The 24,157-nt window shown below is 36.3% G+C and carries 19 protein-coding genes; all 19 read left to right on the top strand.

Annotated features, from left to right (window positions below):
* Window positions 1-13 precede the first annotated feature (13 nt).
* The 19 genes from ACTWP4_RS10320 to dpaA all read left to right on the top strand — a co-directional run bounded on the left by ACTWP4_RS10320 (window position 14) and on the right by dpaA (window position 24,099).
* On the top strand, window positions 14-796 hold the full coding sequence (locus tag ACTWP4_RS10320) for a phosphatidate cytidylyltransferase (protein WP_443128678.1): 783 nt from the start codon (window positions 14-16) through the stop codon (window positions 794-796).
* A 25-nt stretch (window positions 797-821) separates the two neighbouring features.
* Window positions 822-1,964: a 1-deoxy-D-xylulose-5-phosphate reductoisomerase gene (dxr, locus tag ACTWP4_RS10315; protein WP_443128677.1), complete on the top strand. Its 1,143-nt coding sequence runs from the start codon at window positions 822-824 to the stop codon at window positions 1,962-1,964.
* Window positions 1,965-1,993: 29 nt separating this feature from the next.
* Window positions 1,994-3,250: an RIP metalloprotease RseP gene (gene rseP, locus ACTWP4_RS10310; protein ID WP_443128676.1), complete on the top strand. Its 1,257-nt coding sequence runs from the start codon at window positions 1,994-1,996 to the stop codon at window positions 3,248-3,250.
* 59 nt (window positions 3,251-3,309) lie between these two features.
* Complete coding sequence (locus ACTWP4_RS10305; protein WP_443128675.1) at window positions 3,310-5,010, top strand: proline--tRNA ligase; 1,701 nt, start codon at window positions 3,310-3,312, stop codon at window positions 5,008-5,010.
* Between the two features lie 684 nt (window positions 5,011-5,694).
* A complete protein-coding gene (locus ACTWP4_RS10300; protein ID WP_443128674.1) occupies window positions 5,695-9,981 on the top strand; it encodes a PolC-type DNA polymerase III in 4,287 nt (1,428 codons plus the stop codon).
* A gap of 571 nt (window positions 9,982-10,552) precedes the next feature.
* Window positions 10,553-11,026: a ribosome maturation factor RimP gene (gene rimP, locus ACTWP4_RS10295; protein ID WP_443128673.1), complete on the top strand. Its 474-nt coding sequence runs from the start codon at window positions 10,553-10,555 to the stop codon at window positions 11,024-11,026.
* Window positions 11,027-11,040: 14 nt separating this feature from the next.
* Window positions 11,041-12,189 carry a transcription termination factor NusA gene (gene nusA / locus ACTWP4_RS10290; RefSeq protein WP_443128672.1) on the top strand — a complete coding sequence of 383 codons (1,149 nt, stop codon included), beginning with the start codon at window positions 11,041-11,043 and terminating at the stop codon, window positions 12,187-12,189.
* Between the two features lie 14 nt (window positions 12,190-12,203).
* A complete protein-coding gene (gene rnpM, locus ACTWP4_RS10285) occupies window positions 12,204-12,473 on the top strand; it encodes an RNase P modulator RnpM (protein ID WP_443128671.1) in 270 nt (89 codons plus the stop codon).
* A 1-nt stretch (window position 12,474) separates the two neighbouring features.
* Window positions 12,475-12,795: a L7Ae/L30e/S12e/Gadd45 family ribosomal protein gene (locus ACTWP4_RS10280; RefSeq protein WP_443128670.1), complete on the top strand. Its 321-nt coding sequence runs from the start codon at window positions 12,475-12,477 to the stop codon at window positions 12,793-12,795.
* A 4-nt stretch (window positions 12,796-12,799) separates the two neighbouring features.
* Window positions 12,800-14,869, top strand: a complete 2,070-nt coding sequence (infB, locus tag ACTWP4_RS10275; protein WP_443128669.1) for a translation initiation factor IF-2 — start codon at window positions 12,800-12,802, stop codon at window positions 14,867-14,869.
* Window positions 14,866-15,144: a DUF503 domain-containing protein gene (locus ACTWP4_RS10270; RefSeq protein ID WP_443128668.1), complete on the top strand. Its 279-nt coding sequence runs from the start codon at window positions 14,866-14,868 to the stop codon at window positions 15,142-15,144. Before infB ends, ACTWP4_RS10270 begins: the two co-directional genes overlap by 4 nt.
* 24 nt (window positions 15,145-15,168) lie before the next feature.
* The gene (gene rbfA / locus ACTWP4_RS10265; RefSeq protein WP_443128667.1) at window positions 15,169-15,522 is read left to right on the top strand and encodes a 30S ribosome-binding factor RbfA; all 354 of its coding nucleotides are present in this window, start codon (window positions 15,169-15,171) and stop codon (window positions 15,520-15,522) included.
* A gap of 175 nt (window positions 15,523-15,697) precedes the next feature.
* Entirely contained in the window at window positions 15,698-16,609 is a 912-nt protein-coding gene (gene truB, locus ACTWP4_RS10260; protein WP_443128666.1) for a tRNA pseudouridine(55) synthase TruB, read from the top strand.
* Between the two features lie 9 nt (window positions 16,610-16,618).
* Window positions 16,619-17,563 (top strand): bifunctional riboflavin kinase/FAD synthetase, encoded by a 945-nt coding sequence (locus ACTWP4_RS10255; protein WP_443128665.1) that lies wholly within the window; start codon window positions 16,619-16,621, stop codon window positions 17,561-17,563.
* A gap of 127 nt (window positions 17,564-17,690) precedes the next feature.
* Window positions 17,691-17,960 carry a 30S ribosomal protein S15 gene (gene rpsO / locus ACTWP4_RS10250; protein ID WP_443128664.1) on the top strand — a complete coding sequence of 90 codons (270 nt, stop codon included), beginning with the start codon at window positions 17,691-17,693 and terminating at the stop codon, window positions 17,958-17,960.
* 262 nt (window positions 17,961-18,222) lie between these two features.
* The gene (gene pnp, locus ACTWP4_RS10245) at window positions 18,223-20,328 is read left to right on the top strand and encodes a polyribonucleotide nucleotidyltransferase (RefSeq protein WP_443128663.1); all 2,106 of its coding nucleotides are present in this window, start codon (window positions 18,223-18,225) and stop codon (window positions 20,326-20,328) included.
* Between the two features lie 630 nt (window positions 20,329-20,958).
* Window positions 20,959-22,179 (top strand): M16 family metallopeptidase, encoded by a 1,221-nt coding sequence (locus ACTWP4_RS10240; RefSeq protein WP_443128662.1) that lies wholly within the window; start codon window positions 20,959-20,961, stop codon window positions 22,177-22,179.
* Window positions 22,180-22,198: 19 nt separating this feature from the next.
* Complete coding sequence (locus ACTWP4_RS10235) at window positions 22,199-22,438, top strand: YlmC/YmxH family sporulation protein (RefSeq protein WP_443128904.1); 240 nt, start codon at window positions 22,199-22,201, stop codon at window positions 22,436-22,438.
* A gap of 782 nt (window positions 22,439-23,220) precedes the next feature.
* Window positions 23,221-24,099, top strand: coding sequence for a dipicolinic acid synthetase subunit A (gene dpaA / locus ACTWP4_RS10230; protein WP_443128661.1), 879 nt, complete (start codon window positions 23,221-23,223; stop codon window positions 24,097-24,099).
* The last annotated feature ends 58 nt before the right edge of the window (window positions 24,100-24,157 follow it).

Here is a 24,157-nt window from a genome sequence, read left to right as displayed (position 1 = left end):
GTGTGAAAATAACATGAAAACAAGAATTATTACTGCGGTGGTTGCAATATTGCTTTTCTTTCCATTTATATTTTTAAGTGGAATACCCTTTCAAATAATCATGTATATCATTGCAACAATTGGTTTTCTAGAACTTTTACATATGAGAAGGATGACAAAGTATCCAATTCCTACTGTTATAGGCGTTATTTTATTATGGTCTTTATTGTTTCAAGATGAATATATATTCTTTTCAACACGTTTGGAATTACTCATGTTTTTTGTGCTTGTTATACTAGGTTATACAGTGTTGGTCAAAAACAAATTTACATTTGAAGATGCTGGTTTCTTAATTTTGGCATCTATATATGTTGGTTTGGGTTTTTATTATTTCATCCAAACTAGAGACGCCGAAAATGGACTAGTCTATATTTTTTATGCTATTCTAGTAATATTGTCAACAGATACAGGAGCTTATTTTTTTGGACGAGCTTTTGGAAAACACAAACTTTGGCCACAAATTAGTCCGAAGAAGACAATTGAAGGGGCATTAGGTGGAATTTTAGTTGCCTGTTTAGTAGCTATTATTTTTCAATACTTCCTACAAGTAAAAGAATCAATGTTATTAGTTGTTATAGTTACGATTATAGCATCCATATTTGCTCAAATAGGTGACCTTGTTGAGTCAGCAATAAAAAGACATTATGATGTAAAAGATTCAGGAAAATTATTACCAGGCCATGGAGGTATATTAGACCGATTTGATAGCTGGTTATTTGTTTTTCCATTATTACATTTTATCTATTTTATATCATAGACTATTAATAATAGGAGTTACTTTTATGAAAAACATCACTTTATTAGGGGCTACAGGTTCAATAGGTCTGCAAACGTTAGAAGTCATCAAAGAGCATCCAAATCAGTTTCGGTTATATGGTATTGCTTTTGGTAAAAATATAGACAAGGCAACAGAGATAATAAAATCATATAGACCTGAAATAATTGTAGTCCAAGATGAAAAAGTACGAAAAGAATTGAAGATACATACAGATCAAATCACAATACTAGTTGGTAAAGAAGGATTGGATGAAGTAAGTGCAGATCCAAAAACAGATGTAGTGGTTAATGCTGTAATGGGAAGTGTTGGATTAGGCGCTACATTAACAGCTATCCGGCATAATAAGCAAATAGCAATCGCTAATAAAGAAACCTTGGTAACAGCAGGTCATTTAGTGATGGAAGCTGCTAGGAAGTATAAGGTAGACTTATTGCCGGTGGATAGTGAACACTCTGCTATTTTTCAAGCACTTAATGGAGAATCAAGAAAAAATGTTAATAAAATTATACTAACCGCATCAGGCGGAAGTTTCCGCAATAAAACGAGGGAACAATTACGAAATGTAACAGTAACAGATGCTCTAAATCACCCTAATTGGAGCATGGGTGCTAAGATCACTATCGATTCTGCAACAATGATGAACAAAGGGCTCGAAGTAATTGAGGCACATTGGTTATTTGATATACCTTATGACAACATTGAAGTGATACAACATAAAGAAAGTATTATTCATTCAATGGTTGAATATGCTGATAAAAGTGTTATTGCTCAATTGGGAACACCAGATATGCGCGTACCAATACAGTATGCTTTGACATTCCCTAACAGATTACCATTGCCGCCTTCCAAAAGCCTTGATTTAGTAGAGATTAGTACGCTTCATTTTTCAAAAATGGATATGGACAGATTTCCTTGTTTAGCTTTTGCATATCATGCAGGGAGTAAAGGTGGTTCATTACCTACCGTTTTAAATGCTGCAAATGAAGCAGCTGTAGATTTATTTTTACGTGAAAAAATTACATTTTTAGAAATCGAAGATGTAATCGAAAATGCCATGGCTACTCATTCATTTGTCCATCAACCCGATTTAGAAACAATTAATGCGATTGATCAGGAAGTTAGAAATAAAACATATGAAAAATATTGATAATGTGTTAGAGGGAAGGAGTGCTTTGATTGACAACCGTTATTGCCTTTATTTTAATGTTTGGCCTTCTTGTCTTTGTTCATGAGTTTGGCCATTATTATGTTGCCAAAAAGACAGGGATGCTTGTCAGAGAATTTGCGATAGGTTTTGGTCCTAAAGTATTCTCTACGGTGAAAAATGAAACGTTATATACAATTAGACTGTTACCAATGGGTGGTTATGTACGGGTTGCCGGAGAAGATCCGGAAATCATAGATATAAAACCTGGTCAGCATATTGGTTTAACTTTTAATGATAGTGGCGAAGTTAACCAAATAATTGTAAACAACAAAGCAAAACATCCCGATGCTTTTGTAATTGAAGTAGAACATATTGATTTAGATCATGCATTAACAATTGAAGGCTATGAAATGAATGAAGAAGAGAAGTATTCCTTCCAAGTAAATGAAAAAGCATCCTTCATTATGGATGAAAAAGCAACACAAATAGCCCCATATGATCGTCAATTTGCTTCAAAAACTGTTGGACAAAGAGCATTACAATTATTCGCGGGTCCATTAATGAACTTTGTACTGACAGTAGTAATATTTCTTATCCTAGCAAATATTCAAGGGGTACCAGTAGAAGATGTAAGAATTGGGTCCGTTGTGGATAATAGTCCTGCTCAAGAAGCTGGTTTTCAGTCAGGTGATACAGTAATAGAGATTGAGGGGAAAAGTATCAGCAAATGGGAAGAATTTCAGGAAGTCGTTGAAGCAAGTCCCAATGAGCCATTAGAAATGATTGTCTTACGTGATAATCAGCAAGTTCCACTTGAAGTAACTCCGGCATTAATTGAAACACCAGAACAAGATGTGGGACAAGTTGGTGTAACTTTGGCTTTAGAAAAGTCATTCATCCGAACTATCCCCTATAGTATAGAAGAAACATACCGTTGGTCAACGTTAATATTAACTAATTTAGGTAAACTAGTTACCGGTCAATTCTCTATTGATATGTTGTCTGGTCCTGTTGGGATTTATGATGCTACTGATCAAGTTGTGAAAACTGGTTTAATGAACTTCTTAACGTGGACAGCAGTATTAAGTGTTAACTTGGGAATTATTAATCTGTTGCCATTGCCTGCATTAGATGGTGGAAGACTCATATTTGTCGGATTGGAAGCAGTCAGAGGGAAGCCAATCGATCCTCAAAAAGAAGGCGTAGTACATTTTATCGGGTTCGCATTATTAATGTTGCTCATGATTGTGGTTACATGGAATGATATTCAACGACTATTTTTGTAATGATAAATGCTCTATAGGTAGCTAGGTTAATATCGAAATTATCGAGGTGAGATTATAAGATGAGACAAAGTCAAACACTAATTCCAACACTGAAGGAAACACCTGCTGATGCTGAGATTAAAAGTCATCAGTTGTTAGTCCGTGCAGGATATATTAGACAAACAGCTTCAGGTGTATACAGTTTTTTACCTATGGGAAATAAAGTATTAAAAAATGTAGAAAAAATTGTACGTGAAGAAATGGAAAATGCGGGAGCTGTAGAAATGTTAATGCCTGCTCTGCAATTGTCTGATTTGTGGAAGGAAACAGGAAGATGGTATAGTATGGGTCCTGAATTAATGCGTCTATACGACCGTCATGAAAGAGAATTTGCATTAGGTGCGACACATGAAGAGGTTATTACAAGTCTTATTCGAGATGAAGTGAAAAGCTATAAAAAACTACCTTTAAGTGTATACCAGATTCAAACTAAATTCCGTGACGAAAGGCGTCCGAGATTCGGTCTTTTACGTGGAAGAGAGTTTATAATGAAAGACGCTTATACATTTCACGCCGATCAAGAGAGTCTGGATGAATCGTATCAGAAAATGTTTAAAGCGTATCAAAATATTTTCACTCGTTGTGGCTTGAATTTCCGAGCGGTTATTGCCGACTCAGGTGCAATGGGTGGTAAAGATACCCACGAATTTATGGTATTATCTGAAATAGGTGAAGATACGATCGCGTATTCTGATACTTCTGACTTTGCTGCTAATATTGAAATGGCGGCAGTCAATGTCACATATGAACAAAGTGACGAAGATAAATTGGAGTTAGGAACCATTGATACTCCAGGCTATAAAACAATGGATGAGGTCTCTCAATTTTTAGGACAACCTTTAGAGAAAGGGATTAAGTCTTTATTGTTTAAAGTGGATGACCGATTTGTATTAGTTTTATCTCGTGGAGACCATGAAATCAATGATATTAAATTAAAAAATGCTTTAGCCGCTACCAATGTAGAATTAGCATCTGTAGAAGAAACGAAAGAACTCTTGAATACAGAAGTAGGCTCCATTGGACCTGTTGATTTGCCAGAAGAAATCGAATTAATTGCAGATCACGCGGTCAGCGCTATCCGAAATGGCTATTGTGGTGCAAACGAAAATGACAAGCATTATCAGAATGTTAACCCAGATCGTGATTTTAAAGTATCTTCGTATCAAGATCTCCGTTTTATTCAAGAAGGAGACCCTTCACCGGATGGCAAAGGGAAGATAAAGTTTGCTAAAGGAATTGAAGTCGGTCATGTATTCAAATTAGGTCAATTCTATGCTGAAAAACTAGGTGCACAATATTTAAATGAACAAGGTAAACAGGAAACAATGACGATGGGGTGCTATGGTATCGGTGTCTCACGTACTCTTGCTGCGATTGTGGAACAATACCATGATGACAATGGTATCAAATGGCCAAAAGAAATTACACCATACCAAGTGCATTTAATCGCTGTAAATCCTAAAAATCAAGATCAACACGATTTAGCAGAAGATATTTATGAACAACTGCAACAAAACAATATCTCCGTTTTATTTGATGACCGTAAAGAACGTCCAGGTGTCAAATTTGCTGACAGCGATTTGATTGGATTACCAGTTAGAATTACAGTCGGTAAAAAAGCTCAGGAAGGCTATGTGGAATGTAAATTAAGAGAAAACGGGGAGCAAGAAGACCTTCACATATCAGAATTAGTAGATAAAATTAGTTCACTGCTAAAATAATCCCATTCCCTTGTCTCAACATCGCAGGCAAGGGAATTATATTTTCACTAGGTGAGCTAAATTTTTTAATAAAAGAACATACAGCATAAAGAACAAAAAACATAAACTGCGAAGTTATACTTTTTAGATTTGCTTTCTTCCATTCTGAATTTTTATGAGTGCTACGAAACGCTACGGCAAGATACTTCGCTTTCCACGGGCACGGCCTCAGCTTCCTCAGAAAACAAAACCCGTTTTCTTGCGGGATCTTCAGCTCGCGCTGTTCCCGTAGGAGTCTACGTATCTTGCCTCCGCTTTGCGTAGTGTTCTGTTTTTTAAAGGAAGTAATACACGGGAATTATATCCTAAGTACTTCCACTTTCAAAAGATAGAATAATATTATTAGCGAAGGCAGAATACGGAGACTCCTGTGGGCCAGCGAGAGCTGAAGATCCACTTTGTGAAGTGGTTTTCTTCACAAAGTTAGCTGAAGCCGAGCCCACGGAAAGCGCAGTATTCTGCCGGAGCGAATGACAGCATTCATCATCAATCAGAACGGAAGAAAGAAACACCAAAAGAACTTTCATTGGTTGGCAGTTTGTATCTACTACGATACAATTTTGTAAAGAAGGAGCGGACATGTGTTGCCCGTTTTTTTCTTATGTTAAAATTATGAGAAAGATTAATAGGTAAAGGGGATCGAAAATGAGTATCTCTAATCAGGATAAATTTCAGTTACTAATGAAACAGATTGGTATTGCTGATGACATGAAGAATAAATACTTTCAAAATGGAGCTATTGACAAACTGGAAGTGTATCGATCAAATCAATTATGGCACTTTCATTTACATTTCGAACGGACGATTCCGGCTGATGTTTATCAAGCATTTATTTTGAAATTAACCGAAGGTTTTTCATCAATCGCAAGAGTTTCTTGGACAATTAGAGTCGATCAACACGAATTAGATGAACAGGAACGATTCCATTATTGGCAAATCTTTTTATCAGAACTGATGAGAGAATCACCTAAATATCGTACTTTTGAAAATAAAAAGCCTTTATTTAACGATAATAATATTATGTTAACTGTAAGTAACCAAATTGAAGCACAATGGAGTAAAACAATCCAAAACCAATATGATCAATTCTGTATGAAAGTAGGAATTCCAAAACATATCATCCAACTTGAAGTAGCTGCACAACAAGAGGAGATAGAAAAATTTCAACAGGAAAAAGCAATGGAAGATCGCAAAAAAGTGGAAGAAGCCTTTAAGGAACAAGAGAAACGGGCAAAAGAAGCGAAACCAGAAAGTCCTTCAGGTCCTGTGCAGATTGGTTATCCTATCAAAGAAAGTGCTATACCTATGGAGCAGGTAGTAGAAGAAGAAAAAAACGTTATTTTTCAAGGGTTTGTATTTGATGCTGAAATCAGGGAATTACGGTCTGGTAGACATTTATTAATGCTTAAAGTCACAGATTATACCGATTCCTTTCAAATTAAGATGTTCTCAAAAGGAGATCAAGATGTTGACAAGTTTAAGCAGTTAAAAGAAGGTATGTGGATTAAAGCAAAAGGAATGGTTCAGACTGATAATTTCACAAATGAATTAACCATGATGGCGAAAGATATTCAAGAAGTAGCCTCCATTGTACGCGAAGATAAAGGCTATGAAGAAGAAAAACGAGTTGAATTACATGCACATACTTTAATGAGCCAAATGGATGCCGTTGTGTCTGCTTCGAAACTTATTGAACAAGCAGGTAAATGGGGACATAAAGCTATTGCTATTACAGATCATGCGGTTGCTCAAGCCTATCCAGAAGCATATGCTGCCGGACAAAAACATGGTGTAAAAGTTGTATACGGTGTGGAAGCAAATATTGTCGATGATGGTGTACCAATTGCATATAATGAAGCTGATCGTACATTAACAGATGATACATATGTTGTATTTGACGTAGAGACAACAGGATTATCTGCAATATATGATACGATCATTGAACTTGCTGCCGTGAAAGTACACAATGGTGAAATTATCGATCGTTATGAATCTTTTGCCAATCCTCATCATCCATTATCTGAAACAACGACTAATTTAACTGGAATTACAGATGAAATGGTGAAAGATGCTCCAGAAGTCGAAGAAGTATTAAAAGAATTTCACGAATGGATGGGAAATGGTATATTAGTAGCTCATAATGCAGATTTCGATATGGGGTTCCTGAATACTGGGTTTAAGCGGATAGGCTATGAAGAGGCAAGTAATCCTGTGATAGATACGTTAGAATTAGCACGTTTGCTGTTCCCGGAATTAAAAAATCACCGTTTGAATACTCTCTGTAAGAAGCTTGATATCGAGCTCACCCAACATCACCGGGCCATTTATGATGCAGAGGCAACAGGGTATTTATTATGGAAATTTGTTAAACTCTCGATCGAGCGAGGAATTGAAAACCATAATCAATTCAATATGCACATGGGAGAAGGAAATGCCTACCAGCGTTCCCGCCCGTTCCATGCAACATTATTAGCGGTAGATCAAGAAGGATTAAAAAATATTTATAAATTGGTTTCATTAGCTCATATCGATTATTTCTATCGTGTGCCAAGAATACCGAGATCAAAGTTACAACAATATCGAAAAGGTATATTAGTTGGTACAGCATGTGATAAAGGTGAAGTTTTCGAAACGATGATGCAAAAATCAAAGGAACAAGCTGAAAAAGTGGCACAATTCTATGATTATATCGAGGTACAACCTCCTGACAATTTTGTGCATCTTTATGATAGAGAATTAGTTCAAAATGAAGCACAGTTATTCGATATTATTCGCAATATAGTTCAACTTGCTGAAGAACTAGGTAAACCATGTGTAGCTACAGGAAATGTCCATCATTTAGAAAAAAATGATATGATCTATCGACAAATATTGATCGCTTCGCAAAGTGGTAATCCGTTAAACAGACAAACATTACCTAATACGTACTTTCGAACAACGAATGAAATGATGGAATCATTTTCGTTTTTGGGAGCAGAAAAAGCAAAAGAAATAGTCATTACTAATCCGAATGAACTCGTTGACCAAATCGATGAAGTTAAACCAGTAAAAGAAGATCTATACACACCAAATATCGAAGGTGCAGAAGAAGAAATTCGTGAATTAAGTTATAACTTTGCTAAATCAGTATATGGTGAGCCGATTCCAGAATTAGTTGAAAAACGGATAGAAAAAGAACTGAAAAGTATCATTGGCCATGGTTTTGCAGTTATTTATTTAATCTCTCAAAAGCTAGTAAAAAAATCGCTGGATGATGGATATTTGGTAGGGTCAAGGGGCTCGGTCGGATCTTCATTAATTGCAACTTTTACAGAGATTACAGAAGTAAATCCATTACCACCTCACTATGTATGTCCAGAATGTAAATATAGTCAATTTTTCGATGACGGTTCAGTCGGTAGTGGATTTGATTTGCCAGATAAAAAATGTCCTAACTGTAATGCTGATTTGAAAAAAGATGGACAAGATATTCCATTTGAAACATTCTTAGGCTTTAAAGGTGATAAGGTACCAGATATTGACTTGAACTTCTCTGGTGAATATCAACCACGTGCGCACAACTATACGAAGGTGCTTTTTGGGGAAGAAAAAGTATATCGTGCCGGAACAATTGGTACGGTAGCAGAGAAAACAGCGTACGGTTATGCCAAAGGATATGCGAGTGACAAAGAATTAACCTTAAAGCAAGCAGAAATAGACCGTTTAGTAAAAGGGTGTACCGGTGCTAAACGAACAACTGGTCAACACCCTGGGGGCATTATAGTTGTTCCAGACGATAAAGAGATTTATGATTTTACACCAATTCAATTTCCAGCTGACGATAGAAATTCGGAATGGCGAACAACACACTTCGATTTTCATTCGATTCATGATAATTTATTGAAACTAGATATACTTGGGCACGATGATCCAACCATGATCCGTATGTTACAAGATTTAAGTGGCATTGATCCACAAACAATCCCGACTGATGACGATGAGGTCATGAAGATTTTTTCAGGTCCAGAAGTGTTAGGTGTTACAGCAGAACAAATTATGTGTAAGACAGGGACATTAGGAGTACCGGAGTTTGGTACGCGGTTCGTAAGGCAGATGCTTGAAGATACTAAGCCTAAGACATTTGCTGAATTAGTCATTATATCTGGTCTGAGCCATGGAACAGATGTATGGTTAGGTAATGCACAAGAACTTATCAACAATGGTATTTGTGGATTGCCAGATGTTATAGGTTGTCGTGATGATATTATGGTGTACTTAATGCATAAAGGATTAGAAGCATCGCTTGCCTTTAAGATTATGGAATTTGTTCGTAAGGGGAAAGGATTAGAGCCGGAATGGATCGAAGAAATGAAAAAGCACAACGTTCCTGACTGGTATATTGATTCCTGTAAAAAGATAAAATATATGTTCCCGAAAGCACACGCTGCTGCATATGTACTGATGGCGATACGAATTGCCTATTTTAAAGTTCATTATCCTATTTATTTCTATGCAGCATACTTTACAGTGAGAGCTGATGACTTTGAATTAGCTACGATGATCAAAGGTTCAGAAGCTATGCGCAAACGAATTAAAGAAATACTTGATAAAGGTAATGATGCACCACCAAAAGAAAAAAGTTTACTTACTGTCTTAGAATTAGCATTAGAAATGAATGAACGAGGCTACCATTTTCAAAAAGTAGACTTGTATCGTTCCTCTGCAACGGAATTTTTAGTAGATGGAGATAGTCTGATCCCACCGTTTAATGCTGTAGATGGATTAGGCACAAACGCAGCAATAAATATAGAAAAAGCAAGAGAAGACGGAGAATTCTTATCAAAAGAAGATTTACGAGAACGTAGCCGCATTTCTAAAACCGTATTAGAATACCTTGATCAACATGGATGTTTAGAAGGCATGGCTGAAAAAAATCAATTATCACTGTTTTGATAGGAACAAGGAATCTTTGGCGACCATTTAGGAATGTAATGATTCCTGCAAAAAAGGTTATTTGATATATTGTATTCTATTGTGGCAGATGCCCGATTACTGTGGGATAGCCGAGCGAGATGAGTGGAACTTTTATTGAATGAAACGTTAAATTCCTTGCATTATTCAACCATTTATGCTATATTTTAAACAGATTTCATTTGATGCAGACAGTAAAGAGTGGGGATCCCCACTCTTTCTTCTTAGCTTCAACCAAGAACGATATAGGGTTTTGATAAATCCCTTGCCATTATTTGGCAAGGGATTTATCATTCCGACTTCACTTTATACATGAAGAGTTTCAATTAACTGGTTGGGTTACATAGATTATTCAGGAAAAGACCTTTATATGGTTAAGGTAAGTGAGTGTCCTGTAGCAGTGATTCACGTATAAATGATAAACCTTTTATGAATATGATGTTAACCATTATTTAACACCCGACATTCGGAAGAACCATTTTATGTGTGTATCGTTTAGTAAATATGGGAAATATATCTTAAAGAACATAATCGTAGTAGAGGAGGTATTAGAGTGGCAAACAAGATAGCACAACAAACAGAAGAACTAGTCCAACCCATATTAGATGAGCTTTCTTTAGAGCTTGTAGATATCGTCTATGAAAAAGAAGGACCAAATTGGTTTTTACGCGTATACATCGATAAAGATGAAGGTGTAGATATTGAAGAATGTGGTCAAGTTTCAGAAAGATTAAGTGCGAAATTAGATGAGGAAGATCCTATAAGTGAGGCATATTTCTTAGAAGTTTCTTCACCAGGAGTAGAACGTCCATTGAAAAAAGAAGCTGATTTTGAAAAGAACATCGGAAAACATGTATATGTAAAGCTTTATGAGCCTATTGCTGGTGAGAAGGAATTCACCGGAGATTTGGCGGATTTTAAAGATGGCTATGCTACTATTCAATATAAAGACAAAACGAAGCAAAAAGAAGTGGAGATTCCATTTGCGAAAATTGCGAAAGCTCGTCTAGCTGTAACTTTTGATTAAAGGGGGAGACATTTGTGAACAGAGAATTGTTCGATGCAATGAATTATTTAGAAAAGGAAAAAGGAATCAACAAAGAAATTCTTATGGAAGCTTTAGAGGCTGCTTTGATTTCTGCCTATAAAAAGAATTTTAAATCAGCAACCAATGTTAGAGTGGATTTAAATGAAGAAGCTGGAACAATGGGTGTTTTTGCTCAAAAAGAAATTGTCGAAGAGGTAGAAGATCATCATCAACAAATTTCACTGGAGGAAGCACATAGTATAAATCCAGCGTATGAAATTGGTGATGTGGTAGAAATTGAAGTAACACCAAGAGATTTTGGTCGAATTGCAGCGCAAGCGGCGAAACAAGTTGTAACACAGCGAGTTCGAGAAGCAGAACGGGGTATTATCTTTAATGAATATGTTGACCGTGAAGAAGATATTATGAATGGTACTATTCAACGTATGGACGGTCGCTTCATTTATGTGAATTTAGGTAAAGTGGAAGCAAAATTACCAGAATCTGAATGTATGCCAACCGAGACATACAATGTCCATGACAGAATTAAAGTGTTTGTTACCAAAGTGGAAAATACAAATAAAGGCCCTAATATTTTTGTATCCAGAACACATCCAGGCTTATTGAAACGTTTATTTGAAATGGAAGTACCGGAGATTTATGATGGTACAGTCGAAGTTATTTCTGTAGCGCGTGAAGCAGGAGACCGTTCCAAGATCTCTGTACATGCAGAGGATCCAGAAATTGATCCTGTAGGTTCATGTGTAGGTCAAAAAGGGCAAAGGGTACAGACTATTGTCGATGAATTAAAAGGCGAAAAAATTGACATTGTGGAATGGTCTGAAGATCCTGTTGTCTACGTATCCAATGCACTTAGCCCTTCAAAAGTTATCCAGGTACTTGTTGATGAGGATGAGAAAGCAACCACAGTAATAGTTCCAGATTATCAATTATCGCTTGCGATTGGTAAACGAGGTCAAAATGCTAGATTAGCTGCAAAATTAACTGGATGGAAAATTGATATTAAGAGTGAAACTGAAGCTAAAGAAGAAGGTCTCATTTCAGAAGAAGAGATTGAAGAAAGCTTAGAGGCTTTAGAATATGAGGATAGCCTGGATTATGAAGAATCCTATGAAGATATGGATGAAGATCTGTTCAAGTAAGGAGGTATTCATATATGGCTAAAAAACGTAAGGTTCCATTAAGAAAATGTGTCGTAACACAAGAAATGCTACCTAAGCAGTCTTTAATTCGAGTGGTGAAAACAAAAGAAGGTGACGTTTTTGTAGATCCCTCTGGAAAGAAAAATGGGCGAGGAGCTTACGTATCAAAGGATCTACAAGTAATTGACCAAGCAGAAAGAAATGGCGCACTTGCAAAACAACTAGAAATAAAAATTCCACAAGAAATATATGATGAATTAAGAACACAGATCGAAGGCGAATAAAGTGGGCAATCAAAAATCTTATCTTAATATAATTGGTTTAGCCAATCGTGCTGGCAAGTGTACGTTTGGTGAAGAGCAAATAGTTAAAGAAATTCAGTCGAAAAAGTCAAAGATTGTAATAATTGCAAGTGATATTGGCGATCAGACACGAAAGAAATTAACAGATAAATGTTCGTTTTATAACATTCCTTATTTCTTTGTAGATGATCGAGATACACTTTCACAAGCAGTAGGTAAATCAGGTCGTGTAGCGATTTCCATTCATGAAAATGGATTTGCGAAGAAATTGAGTGCATTACTTGATGAAAATATTCGGGGGTGAACGTATGTCAAAAATACGAGTATATGAGTACGCAAAACAAGTAAACAAAAGCAGTAAGGAAGTCATTAATAAACTAAAAGAATTAGAGCTTCCTGTATCCAATCATATGTCTACTATTACAGATGATATGAAATCAAAGCTTGATCAAAGCTTTCAGACAAAGCCAAAAGAACAACCTAAAAAGAAACAAGGAAAGAATCAACAAAATACAAAGCCTAACAATCATCAACAGTCAAATAAGACTAAGAAAAATAATAATAATAATAAACAGCAAGACAAAAGACCAGAACCAAAAAAGCCAGCTAATAATCAACCACAACTACCAAGTAAAATAACCTATTCAGGTTCGTTAACAGTTGGAGAACTTTCAGAGAAGTTAAATAAAGAAACAAATGAAATCATTAAAAAATTAATGTTTTTAGGTGTCATGGCAACAAAGAATCAAGATCTCGATGAAGATGCTTTGGAATTAATTTGTAATGAGTATGGAGTAGAAGTAGAACAAGAAGTACAAATAGACAAAGCAGATCTTGCGACATATATTGAAGAAGATGATCCAGAAAAATTAGAGGAACGTCCTCCCGTTGTAACAATTATGGGACACGTTGACCATGGTAAAACTACATTACTTGATTCGATTCGCCATACAAAAGTAACAGAGGGTGAAGCGGGTGGTATCACTCAACATATTGGTGCATACCAAGTAAGAGAAAACGGTAAAAAAGTTACATTCCTTGATACACCTGGTCACGCAGCATTTACGAGTATGCGTTCGCGTGGTGCACAAGTAACTGACATTGCTATTTTAGTGGTTGCAGCTGACGATGGTGTAATGCCTCAAACGGTTGAAGCGATCAACCATGCGAAGGCAGCAGAAGTACCAATTATAATAGCGGTCAACAAAATGGATAAAGAAGGCGCAAATCCAGACCGTGTGATGCAAGAGTTAACTGAATATGAATTAATCCCTGAAGACTGGGGTGGAGATACCATCTTCGTACAATTATCTGCTATTAAAAGAGAAGGAATTGATGATTTATTAGAAATGATCCTTCTTGTGGCAGAAGTAGAAGAATTAAAAGCAAATGCCAACCGTCGTGCTAACGGTACGGTAATTGAAGCGCAATTGGATAAAGGTCGCGGTTCAGTTGCATCATTACTAGTACAAAATGGTACACTAAAAGTAGGAGATCCAATTGTAGTTGGTAATACGTTTGGTCGTGTTCGTGCGATGGTTAATGATTTAGGTAAACGTATTAATTCAGCTGGACCTTCAACACCTGTTGAGATTACAGGTCTAAATGATGTACCATTAGCTGGTGATCGATTTGTTGTGTTTAAAGATGAAAAACAAGCACGCCAAATCGGAGAAATGAGACAAGAGAAACAGTTAGAAGAAAAGCGAGGTACACAGTCTCGTGTCAGCTTAGATGACTTATTTGAACAAATTAAACAAGGTGAAATCAAAGATATTAACGTGATTATAAAAGCAGATGTTCAAGGATCTGTGGAAGCACTAGCTGCATCTTTGAAGAAAATTGATGTAGAAGGTGTAAAAGTCAACATTATTCATACCGGTGTTGGAGCAATCAAGGAATCTGATATTATTCTTGCTTCAGCATCTAATGCGGTTGTTATTGGATTTAATGTACGACCTGATAATAACGCGAAGAAAGCAGCAGAATCAGAAAATGTAGATATTCGTCTTCACCGTGTAATTTATAAAGCAATTGAAGAAGTGGAAGCTGCTATGAAAGGGATGCTTGATCCTGAATATGAAGAAAAAGTGATTGGTCAAGTAGAAGTAAGAGAAATCTTTAAAGTATCTAGAATTGGAACAATAGCAGGTGCTTACGTTACAGACGGGAAAGTTACCAGAGATTCTGGCATTCGCTTAATTCGTGATGGTGTAGTCATCTATGAAGGTGAGATTGATACATTGAAACGTTTTAAAGATGACGTCAAAGAAGTGGCACAAAATTACGAGTGCGGTATTACGATTAAAAATTACAATGATATTAAAGAAGGCGATGTAATTGAAGCATATGTGATGGAGGAAATTAAGATTAAATGATCACCTATGCAGAAGTTGAAATCTTTTTGTACGAATGTCATTCTTTAAAAGATAAACGATCTGTATTAAAAAGGATTAAAAATCGCCTTAGTAAAAGTTTAAATATTGCCATCTCTGAAATGGATTATCAAGACTTATGGCAACGATCTAAGCTGGGGATAGTTACCGTATCGGAATCGAGTGAAATCGGTGAGCAAGTTGTCCAACAAGCCTTAAGTATACTTGATTCCTTTACGGAAATAGAACGGACTATTACAAATACTGAAATAAGATGAAGTAAGAGGAAAGAGGTGATATAGATGGGGGAATTACGCTCTAATCGAGTCGCCGAACAAATGAAAAAAGAGCTTGGTGATATCATATCCCGCAAAATTAAAGATCCTAGAGTAGGGTTTGTTACCATTACAGATGTAGAAGTTACCGGAGACCTACAACAAGCAAAAGTATTTATCTCGGTTTTAGGTGATGAAAACAAAAGACAAGAAACTCTAATTGGTCTTGCTAAAGCAAAAGGCTTTATCCGTTCGGAGATTGGCAATCGAATTAGATTGAGAAAAACACCAGAATTAATGTTTGATTTCGATGACACCATCGAAAGAGGAAATCGGATCGAACATATTCTTAGAGAATTAAATGAATCAGAAGATCAATAAGAAAAGTACAAGCGCCCGATGCGCTATGTCTGGACTGTTCCACGGAGTAAGGTACAACGATTTGCTATGGCGCTGGAGCTAGACATCTTTGGATGTATAGTCTATAGATAAATGAGAACCCTTGTGTTTACAAGGGTTTTCTGACTGTCTACATTTAATGAAGTGGAGGTGACGTATGGACGGGATTTTACCATTATGGAAAACCAAAGGAATGACGTCACATGATTGTGTTTTTAAGGTTAGAAAAATACTAGGCATCAAAAAAGTAGGGCATACTGGTACACTTGACCCAGAAGTAGAAGGAGTACTACCTATTTGTATTGGAGAGGCAACAAAAATTGTCCCTTTTTTAACGGATACGACTAAAACGTATCGAGCAAAAGTAACATTGGGGTACTCTACCGATACGGAAGATCAAACAGGAGCAATGCAGAAACAAGAGAATGTAGATGCCGAAATATCGGAAGAAACCGTTAATTGTGTATTACAAGAATTTTGTGGTGACATTACACAACAAGTCCCACTATATTCTGCAGTCAAAGTGAATGGAAAAAAGTTATATGAATATGCAAGAGCCAATGAACCAGTTGAAAGACCTTATCGTCAAGTGAAGATACACAATATTCGTTTTTTGGCTACTACATATGATAAAGTAGGAAAGACACAAGCTATTGAATTCGAAGTTACATGTTCTAAAGGTACATATGTCCGTACATTGTGTGTTGATATCGGAAAAGCTTTAGGATTTCCTTCCCATATGTCCCATTTAGTAAGAAAAGCTACTGGCAATTTGTCTGAACAAGATACTTTAACTCTTGATCAAATTCAAGAGTGCGTGGATAGTAATCAACCAGTCCCGCTTTTATCAATAAATAAAGGTCTTGCACATTTAGATAAATTGGAAATTGATGAAAATATAAAAGAAAAAGTATGGCATGGACAAAAATTACCATTACCTAGTCCGAGACCTGATACAGCTTTTTTTCGAATGACTTATCACAATCAAATTGTAGCTATATATCAAATACATGATAATAAAAAAGAAATAAAACCAGCTCGTGTTTTCAGATTGAATGAAAGAAAGTAGGTGAAACAGGTGGAAGTGCAATCACTTGTATACCCCCATGAATTAAAAAAAGCTAACTTGCCGGATACGGTAGCTGCTATTGGTTTCTTTGATGGAGTTCATAAAGGACATCAAGCGGTAATCCAGCAAGCTATTAACATGGCTAGTCAAAAGGACAAAGAATCAGCTGTGATTACTTTTGATCCACATCCTTCTGTAGTATTGCAAAAGAAAAAAGATCGAGTACGTTATATTACCCCTATTGATGAAAAAATAAAAAGAATTGAAGCTCTAGGAGTTAATCGTTTATATATTATTCGATTTGATCAGTCATTAGCTAAATTAACACCTAAAGAATTTATTGAACATTTTATAGTAACTCTAAATATTTCACAGTTAGTCGCTGGATTTGATTTTACCTTTGGTCATAAAGGTTCAGGTAATATGGAAAATATCCATGAATTTATTGATAATGATCTTGAGGTTACAACAATCAGCAGGTTAGATTATCAGGAAGAAAAAATTAGCTCAACCAGAATTCGCAAGGAATTAAAACAAGGGAATATAAAACAAGCAGAGGTATTACTGGGTAGGCCTTATTCTTTAACCGGTGAAGTCATTCATGGGGATAAACGTGGTCGAACAATCGGCTATCCTACTGCTAACATAAAGATAGAGGATTATTATTTTTTGCCTAGAATAGGTGTATACGCTGTAGAAGTACAAGTTGGAGATAAGCAATATTACGGCATGGCAAACCTTGGCTATAACCCAACCTTTACAGATGATCGAAGAAATACAAAACTTGAAGTACACATATTTAATTTTGATGAAAATATTTATGGAGAAACTATAGTAGTATATTGGAAAAAATTTATTCGAGATGAGGAAAAATTCTCCGGAATTGATGAATTGGTAGCGAAGTTGAAAGAAGACGAAGAACAAAGTCGTGAATTTTTTGCAATAAATGAATAAAACCTCTTGCATTTTAAGTCGAAAAGTTGTAACCTTTAATACGGAAACCATCCACTTGGCTATTCGATTTCTCCGGCGATTGCTAGGGGATTGGGGTTTCAAACTGAAATATTAGGAGGTGAATAGGATGGCTATTACACAAGAGCGTAAAAATGAAATCATCAGTGAATTCAAAACACATGAGAACGATACTGGTTCACCAGAGGTTCAAATTGCTGTCCTTACAGAGGAAATCAATAATTTGAATAACCACTTACGAATTCATAAGAAAGATCACCATTCACGTCGTGGTCTATTAAAAATGGTAGGTAAACGTCGTAACTTGTTAAACTACTTACGTAATAAAGACGTTGCACGTTACCGTACACTAATTCAAAAATTAGGTTTACGTCGATAAACCAACAAAAAGCGGGAGTGATCCCGCTTTTTCTGTATGTAAAAAACTAGTGGAAATAATAGCATAATAAGGAATAAGTATATTTTTCATAAAGTTGGTTAAAGAAATAAACAACAAATTGATTAATTCTATGCTAATTAGAAAATACTAATATTATTCCGAATTATGTTTAATATATGGAACTAGTTACATATGTGGAAACATCATGCTAAAATAAAATGTAGTAATGTACAAGCATAGTTGTTTTGAGAGGAGTACTATAATGGTAGATGAAAAGAAAGTATTTACAACTGAAATTGCCGGTCAACCATTCCGTGTTGAAATTGGTGAACTGGCTAAACAAGCAAATGGAGCATGTATGGTGCATTATGGTGACACAGCTGTATTAGCAACTGCAACAGCTTCAAAAGAACCAAAAGATTTACCATTCTTCCCGCTAACCGTTAATTATGAAGAACGTTTATACGCGGTTGGTAAAATCCCTGGAGGATTCATTAAAAGAGAAGGTAGACCTAGTGAAAAAGCTGTATTAACATCAAGACTGATTGACCGTCCGATTCGTCCTTTGTTCCCTGATGGTTTTCGGAATGAGGTACAAGTCATTAGTACCGTTATGAGTGTGGATCAGAACTTGCCATCTGAAATTGCAGCAATGATTGGTTCATCTATCGCTCTAAGTGTTTCCGATATACCTTTCGGAGGACCAATTGCAGGTGTTGTGGTAGGAAGAGTAGATGGAAACTTTGTTATTAACCCAACATTGGAAGAACGTGAAAAAAGTGATATTGATCTAACAGTAGCTGGTACAAAAGATGCGATAAACATGGTGGAAGCAGGAGCAAATGAAGTACCGGAAGAAATTATGCTAGAAGCGATCATGTTTGGTCACGAAGAAATCAAACGGTTAATTGCTTTTCAAGAACAAATCATTGAAGCATTACAAGTGGAAAAAATGGAAATTAAATTATTCGAACTTAATGATTCCATTGTAGAAGAAGTAGAGAAGAAAGCAAAAGATCGACTAGTAGATGCGATTCAGGTACAAGAAAAACATGCACGTGAGGAAGCAATTGAACAAGTAAAAACAGAAGTTAAAGCAGAATATGAAGAAGCTGAGGCAGAAGCCGACACATTAAAACAAGTTGCGAATGTATTAGATAAAATTGTGAAAGAAGAAGTTCGTCGCTTGATTACAAAAGAAAAAGTACGTCCAGATGGAAGAAAAATTGATGAAATTAGACCGTTGTCTTCCAGAATTGGCGTTTTACCACGTACCCACGGTTCTGGACTATTTACTCGTGGTCAAACACAAGCTCTAAGTGTATGTACGTTAGGAGCGTTAGGCGATGTCCAAATTCTCGATGGTTTAGATGCAGAAGAATCAAAACGTTTTATGCATCACTATAATTTCCCATCTTTTAGTGTTGGTGAAACAGGACCAATCCGTGGACCAGGACGACGCGAAATAGGGCATGGTGCATTAGGTGAACGCGCCTTAGAAAAAGTAATACCAGATGAAAAAGAATTCCCTTATACAGTTCGTCTTGTTTCAGAAGTGTTAGAATCTAACGGTTCAACATCACAAGCAAGTATTTGTGCAAGTACATTAGCCATGATGGATGCAGGTGTGCCGATTAAAGCACCAGTAGCTGGTATCGCTATGGGACTTGTCAAATCAGGTGATGACTATTCGATCTTAAGTGATATTCAAGGTATGGAAGACTTCTTGGGAGATATGGACTTCAAAGTAGCGGGTACAGAAAAAGGTGTAACAGCGCTACAAATGGATATTAAGATTGAAGGTTTATCTCGTGAAATCCTAGATGAAGCGTTAAGCCAAGCGAAAAAAGGTCGCATGCACATTCTTTCTCACATGCTAGAAACAATTCAAGAGCCTAAAAATGAGCTATCTGATTATGCTCCGAAAATTTTAACAATGGATATTAATCCGGATAAGATTCGTGATGTGATTGGTCCAAGCGGTAAACAAATCAATCAAATTATTGAAGAGACCGGTGTTAAAATAGATATTGAACAAGATGGGCATGTGTTTATATCCTCAACTGATACGGAGATGAACAAAAAAGCTCAAAAATTAATTGAAGATATTGTTCGCGAAGTTGAAGTTGGACAAATGTATCTTGGTACGGTGAAACGTGTTGAAAAATTTGGTGCATTTGTAGAGTTATTTAAAGGTAAGGAAGGACTAGTTCATATTTCAGAACTAGCGGAAGAAAGAATTGGCAAGGTAGAGGATGTTGTATCTATTGGCGATCAGATTATGGTTAAAGTAAAAGAAATCGACCGCCAAGGACGAATCAACCTCTCAAGAAAAGCTGTCCTAATTGAACAAAAAGAAAACAATTAATCAAAGAAGAAGCTGGCCAACCAGTTTCTTTTTTTAAACCTTCAGAAAGAATAAAAAGAAATACATAAAACATAAACTGCGAAGTTATAAGTTTTAGATATGCTTTCTTCCATTCTGAATTTTCATGAGTGCTACGATATGCTACGGCAAGATACTTCGCTTTCCACGGGCACGGCCTCAGCCAGGAAACTACTTGAATAAACTTATTTGCTCCCTTGTACTGAGGAAGCCTACAACTAAGCGTTACTAGAAGACGCAGGTGCATCACGGAGTCTGCGTATCTTGCCTCCGCTTTGCGTAGTGTTCTGATTTTTGAGTGAGTAATACACGGGAAATGGTTTCCGAATGTTTTCACTTAAAAAGATAGAATAACGTTATTAGCTTAGGCAGAATACGGAGACTCCTGTGGGACAGCGCGAGCTGAAGATCCACATTGCAAAGTGGTCTGCTTTGCAATGTTAGCTGAAGCCGAGCCCGCGGAAAGCGAGTATTCTTCCGGAGCGGTCAAATAGCACTCTCTATGGAAAGAATGAAAAAGAGTCTCACTCTGAAAATTTTCACTATTTCGCAGTTGTATTTATTACGTTTCAGATTTAGTACTTAAAGCATGGAAATTAGGAGGACTTGGATTTGTTACATCGTAAGGAATGCAATAATGGTATGCGCATTGTTTTGGAAGAAGTCACTTCGGTTAGATCAGTCACTATTGGAATTTGGGTCAAAACCGGTTCAAGAGAAGAGGCTCCAGAACTAAACGGCATATCTCATTTTATAGAGCATATGTTATTTAAAGGAACAGAAAATCGAACATCACAGGAAATTGCGGAGGCGTTTGACAGTATTGGTGGTGAAATTAATGCTTTCACTTCAAAAGAATATACCTGCTATTATGCCAAAGTCCTCGATACTCATAAAAAAATGGCTATTGAAATTTTAGCAGATATGTTACTACACTCTACTTTCGCGCAAACAGAGATCGAAAGAGAAAAGAAGGTAGTGTTAGAAGAGATCAATATGACAGAAGACACACCAGACGATATTATACATGATTTATTAGCTGAAGCAGCTTATCAACAACATCCACTGGCAAAACCAATATTAGGATCAAAATCTACCGTTAATCAAATGTTAAAACAAGATATGCTTCAATATTTACAAAATCAATACGTTCCTGAGAACATAGTTGTGTCAATTGTCGGTAATGCTGATCATCGTTTTATTAAAGTGGTAGAAGACATTCTTTCAGTTGAGAGAAATAAAACTTTACCTGATAAAAAATATGTAAGCAAACCTGCATTTCATTCTAAGCAAATTTCACAAACTAAAGAAACAGAACAAGCCCATCTTTGTTTAGGATATGAAGGTGTTAGAATAGAAGACGAGCATGAATATGCAATGTTGATAGTAAACAATGTATTAGGTGGCAGTATGAGTTCCAGGCTGTTCCAAGAAATAAGAGAAAAAGCAGGAATGGCTTACTCGATCTTTTCTTATCATAGTGCTTTTATTGACAGTGGCTTGTTAACCATTTATGCGGGAACTTCGAAAAATCAGTTGTATATTGTTCAAGATAAAATATACTATATTGTCGATCAATTGAGGAAGAATGGTTTATCTAATAAAGAGTGGCAAAACAGTAAAGAACAATTAAAAGGACTTTATATGTTAAGCCTGGAAAGTACTAACAGCAAAATGAGCAGAAATGCGAGAAATGAATTATTACTACAAAACCATCCTTCCCTCGATGATATCATGAAAAAGATAGATGATGTGAAATTAGATGATGTTCAACAAATTCTCGATACACTACAGATCGATCAGGCGGCAACTGCCATTATTTCACCTGAATAACAGATTGGAGGTGGCAATGATGCGATTTAATGATTTAAGTAGTAAAGAGTTAATCGACTTAACTACAGGTTCTAGATTAGGGGTTTTGGGACAAACAGACCTAGAAATTGATGAAAAAACAGGACAGATTCTATCTTTTACCATTCCACAATACAGTATGTTCGGCTTAAGAAAATCAGAGTCTTATTCACGTATTGATTGGAAACAAATCAAAAAAGTCGGAGACGATATGATTATTGTCGAAACAGATGAAGTGTGAAAAACGAAGCTAATGGAGCTTCGTTTTTTTGATAAGAAAGGAAAGTATATAACCGTTGGTATCACAGTATTTTTGTTTCTTATTCACGTTTAAAAAGTGTAATAAATAAAGATTTAGTTGACTAGTCATGTTGTTTATGATGAAAGTTAAAGTGTGCAAGCCAACCGCTGCGGCTGACCGTTTCGCTTTCCCCCCGGAGACTGTGAGCCTCCTCGCTCACCAAGGTCGTTCGCTGTGGGGTCTCACTTTGGTCACTGTTCCCGTAGGAGTCTACGTATGTTGCCTCCGCTAGTAGTGATTTTCTGATGGTAGAAAGTTGAATTACTAGGAATATACTTGCTTGGACTTCTTCTCACTTGATCAGAAAACAATACTAAGCTGCAGAAAATGCGATACTCCTATGGAACTCACGCGAGCTGAAGATCCTAGCTCTCATCATTTAATAAAAATGGGATGAAGACCCTATTTTTCCAAGTATTTAAAGGTTGGCAGTTGTTATCTACTGCTAATAAGTTTGGGTTTTGATCTAGTTTTTCTTATAAGAAGATGATGAACTGGATTTTAAACTTTGCTTTCACTCACCTCAGTCACCTCTATACAGTTCAACATCTACTCTGTTTTTCTGCACATATTCTATCCTCTGTTTTAGTCTTTCTTTACGCCACTTTGAGTTCTTTTTCTTTATTCCTAGGGTATTTGCCCCTTCACTTCTGTTCCATATTTTCATATGATAATTTTAGATAATATATAATTGTTAGATAGAGATTTGGTGAGGTGACAAGATGCAGAAGACGAAAAAAATTGCCATTATTGGAGGCGATGCACGTTATTTGCCTTTAATTCACGCGCTTAAAACGATTGATCAACTAAGTATTAGAATATTAGGTTTTGAACAAGTAGAGCAAAGCTACACAGGGGTTATGCAGTCAACAATCGAGAATTTGGATACATCTCAATTAGATGGTGTCATATTACCGATTACCGGTATAGATGATGATGGCTTTGTCGAAACAATGTTTTCAAATGAAAAAATACAATTAACAGAGGAATGGTTTCAGTCATTACCAAAAGATTGTATTGTGTTCACCGGAATATCCAATCAAAAGCTGGATCAGCATATTAGCAACAATCGTTTACATTTGATCAAATTAATGGAAAGAGATGATGTTGCTATTTATAATTCCATCCCTACTGCCGAAGGAGCTATTATGCTTGCTATCAAACATACCGATTTCACCATTCATCATTCGAATGTATTCGTATTTGGATATGGGCGAGTTGGTGAAACGACTGCCAATAGCTTTGCTGGTCTTGGAGCTAATCTAGCAGTTATTTCCAAGCATGAAACTGATTTGGCACGCGTTTATGAAAAAGGATGGGAAGCGTATCCGTTAGACCAGATCGAGCAATATATAGATAAATGTCAAATTTTAATTAATACGATTCCTGCAAAAGTAGTAGATAAATCTCTTATTGAAAAAATGAATAGTCAGGCGATTATTATCGATTTAGCCTCCAAGCCTGGGGGTATTGATTTTGAATATGCGAAAACCAGAGGGATAGAAGCGATCCATGCTTTAGGTTTGCCGGGAATGGTAGCTCCGACAACCGCAGGCGAAATTCTGGCTGATCGCATAGCCAAAATACTATTCACCTCCTAACAGTAACACACAGATGATCTGGGCATATACTGGGCATATAACGTAAGCCCAATTGGTG

It is taken from the genome of Gracilibacillus sp. D59, from assembly GCF_052246695.1.
Taxonomy (GTDB): domain Bacteria; phylum Bacillota; class Bacilli; order Bacillales; family Amphibacillaceae; genus Gracilibacillus.
Note: the sequence above shows the minus strand (reverse complement) of the source record. Positions and strands in the feature narration are given on the sequence as shown.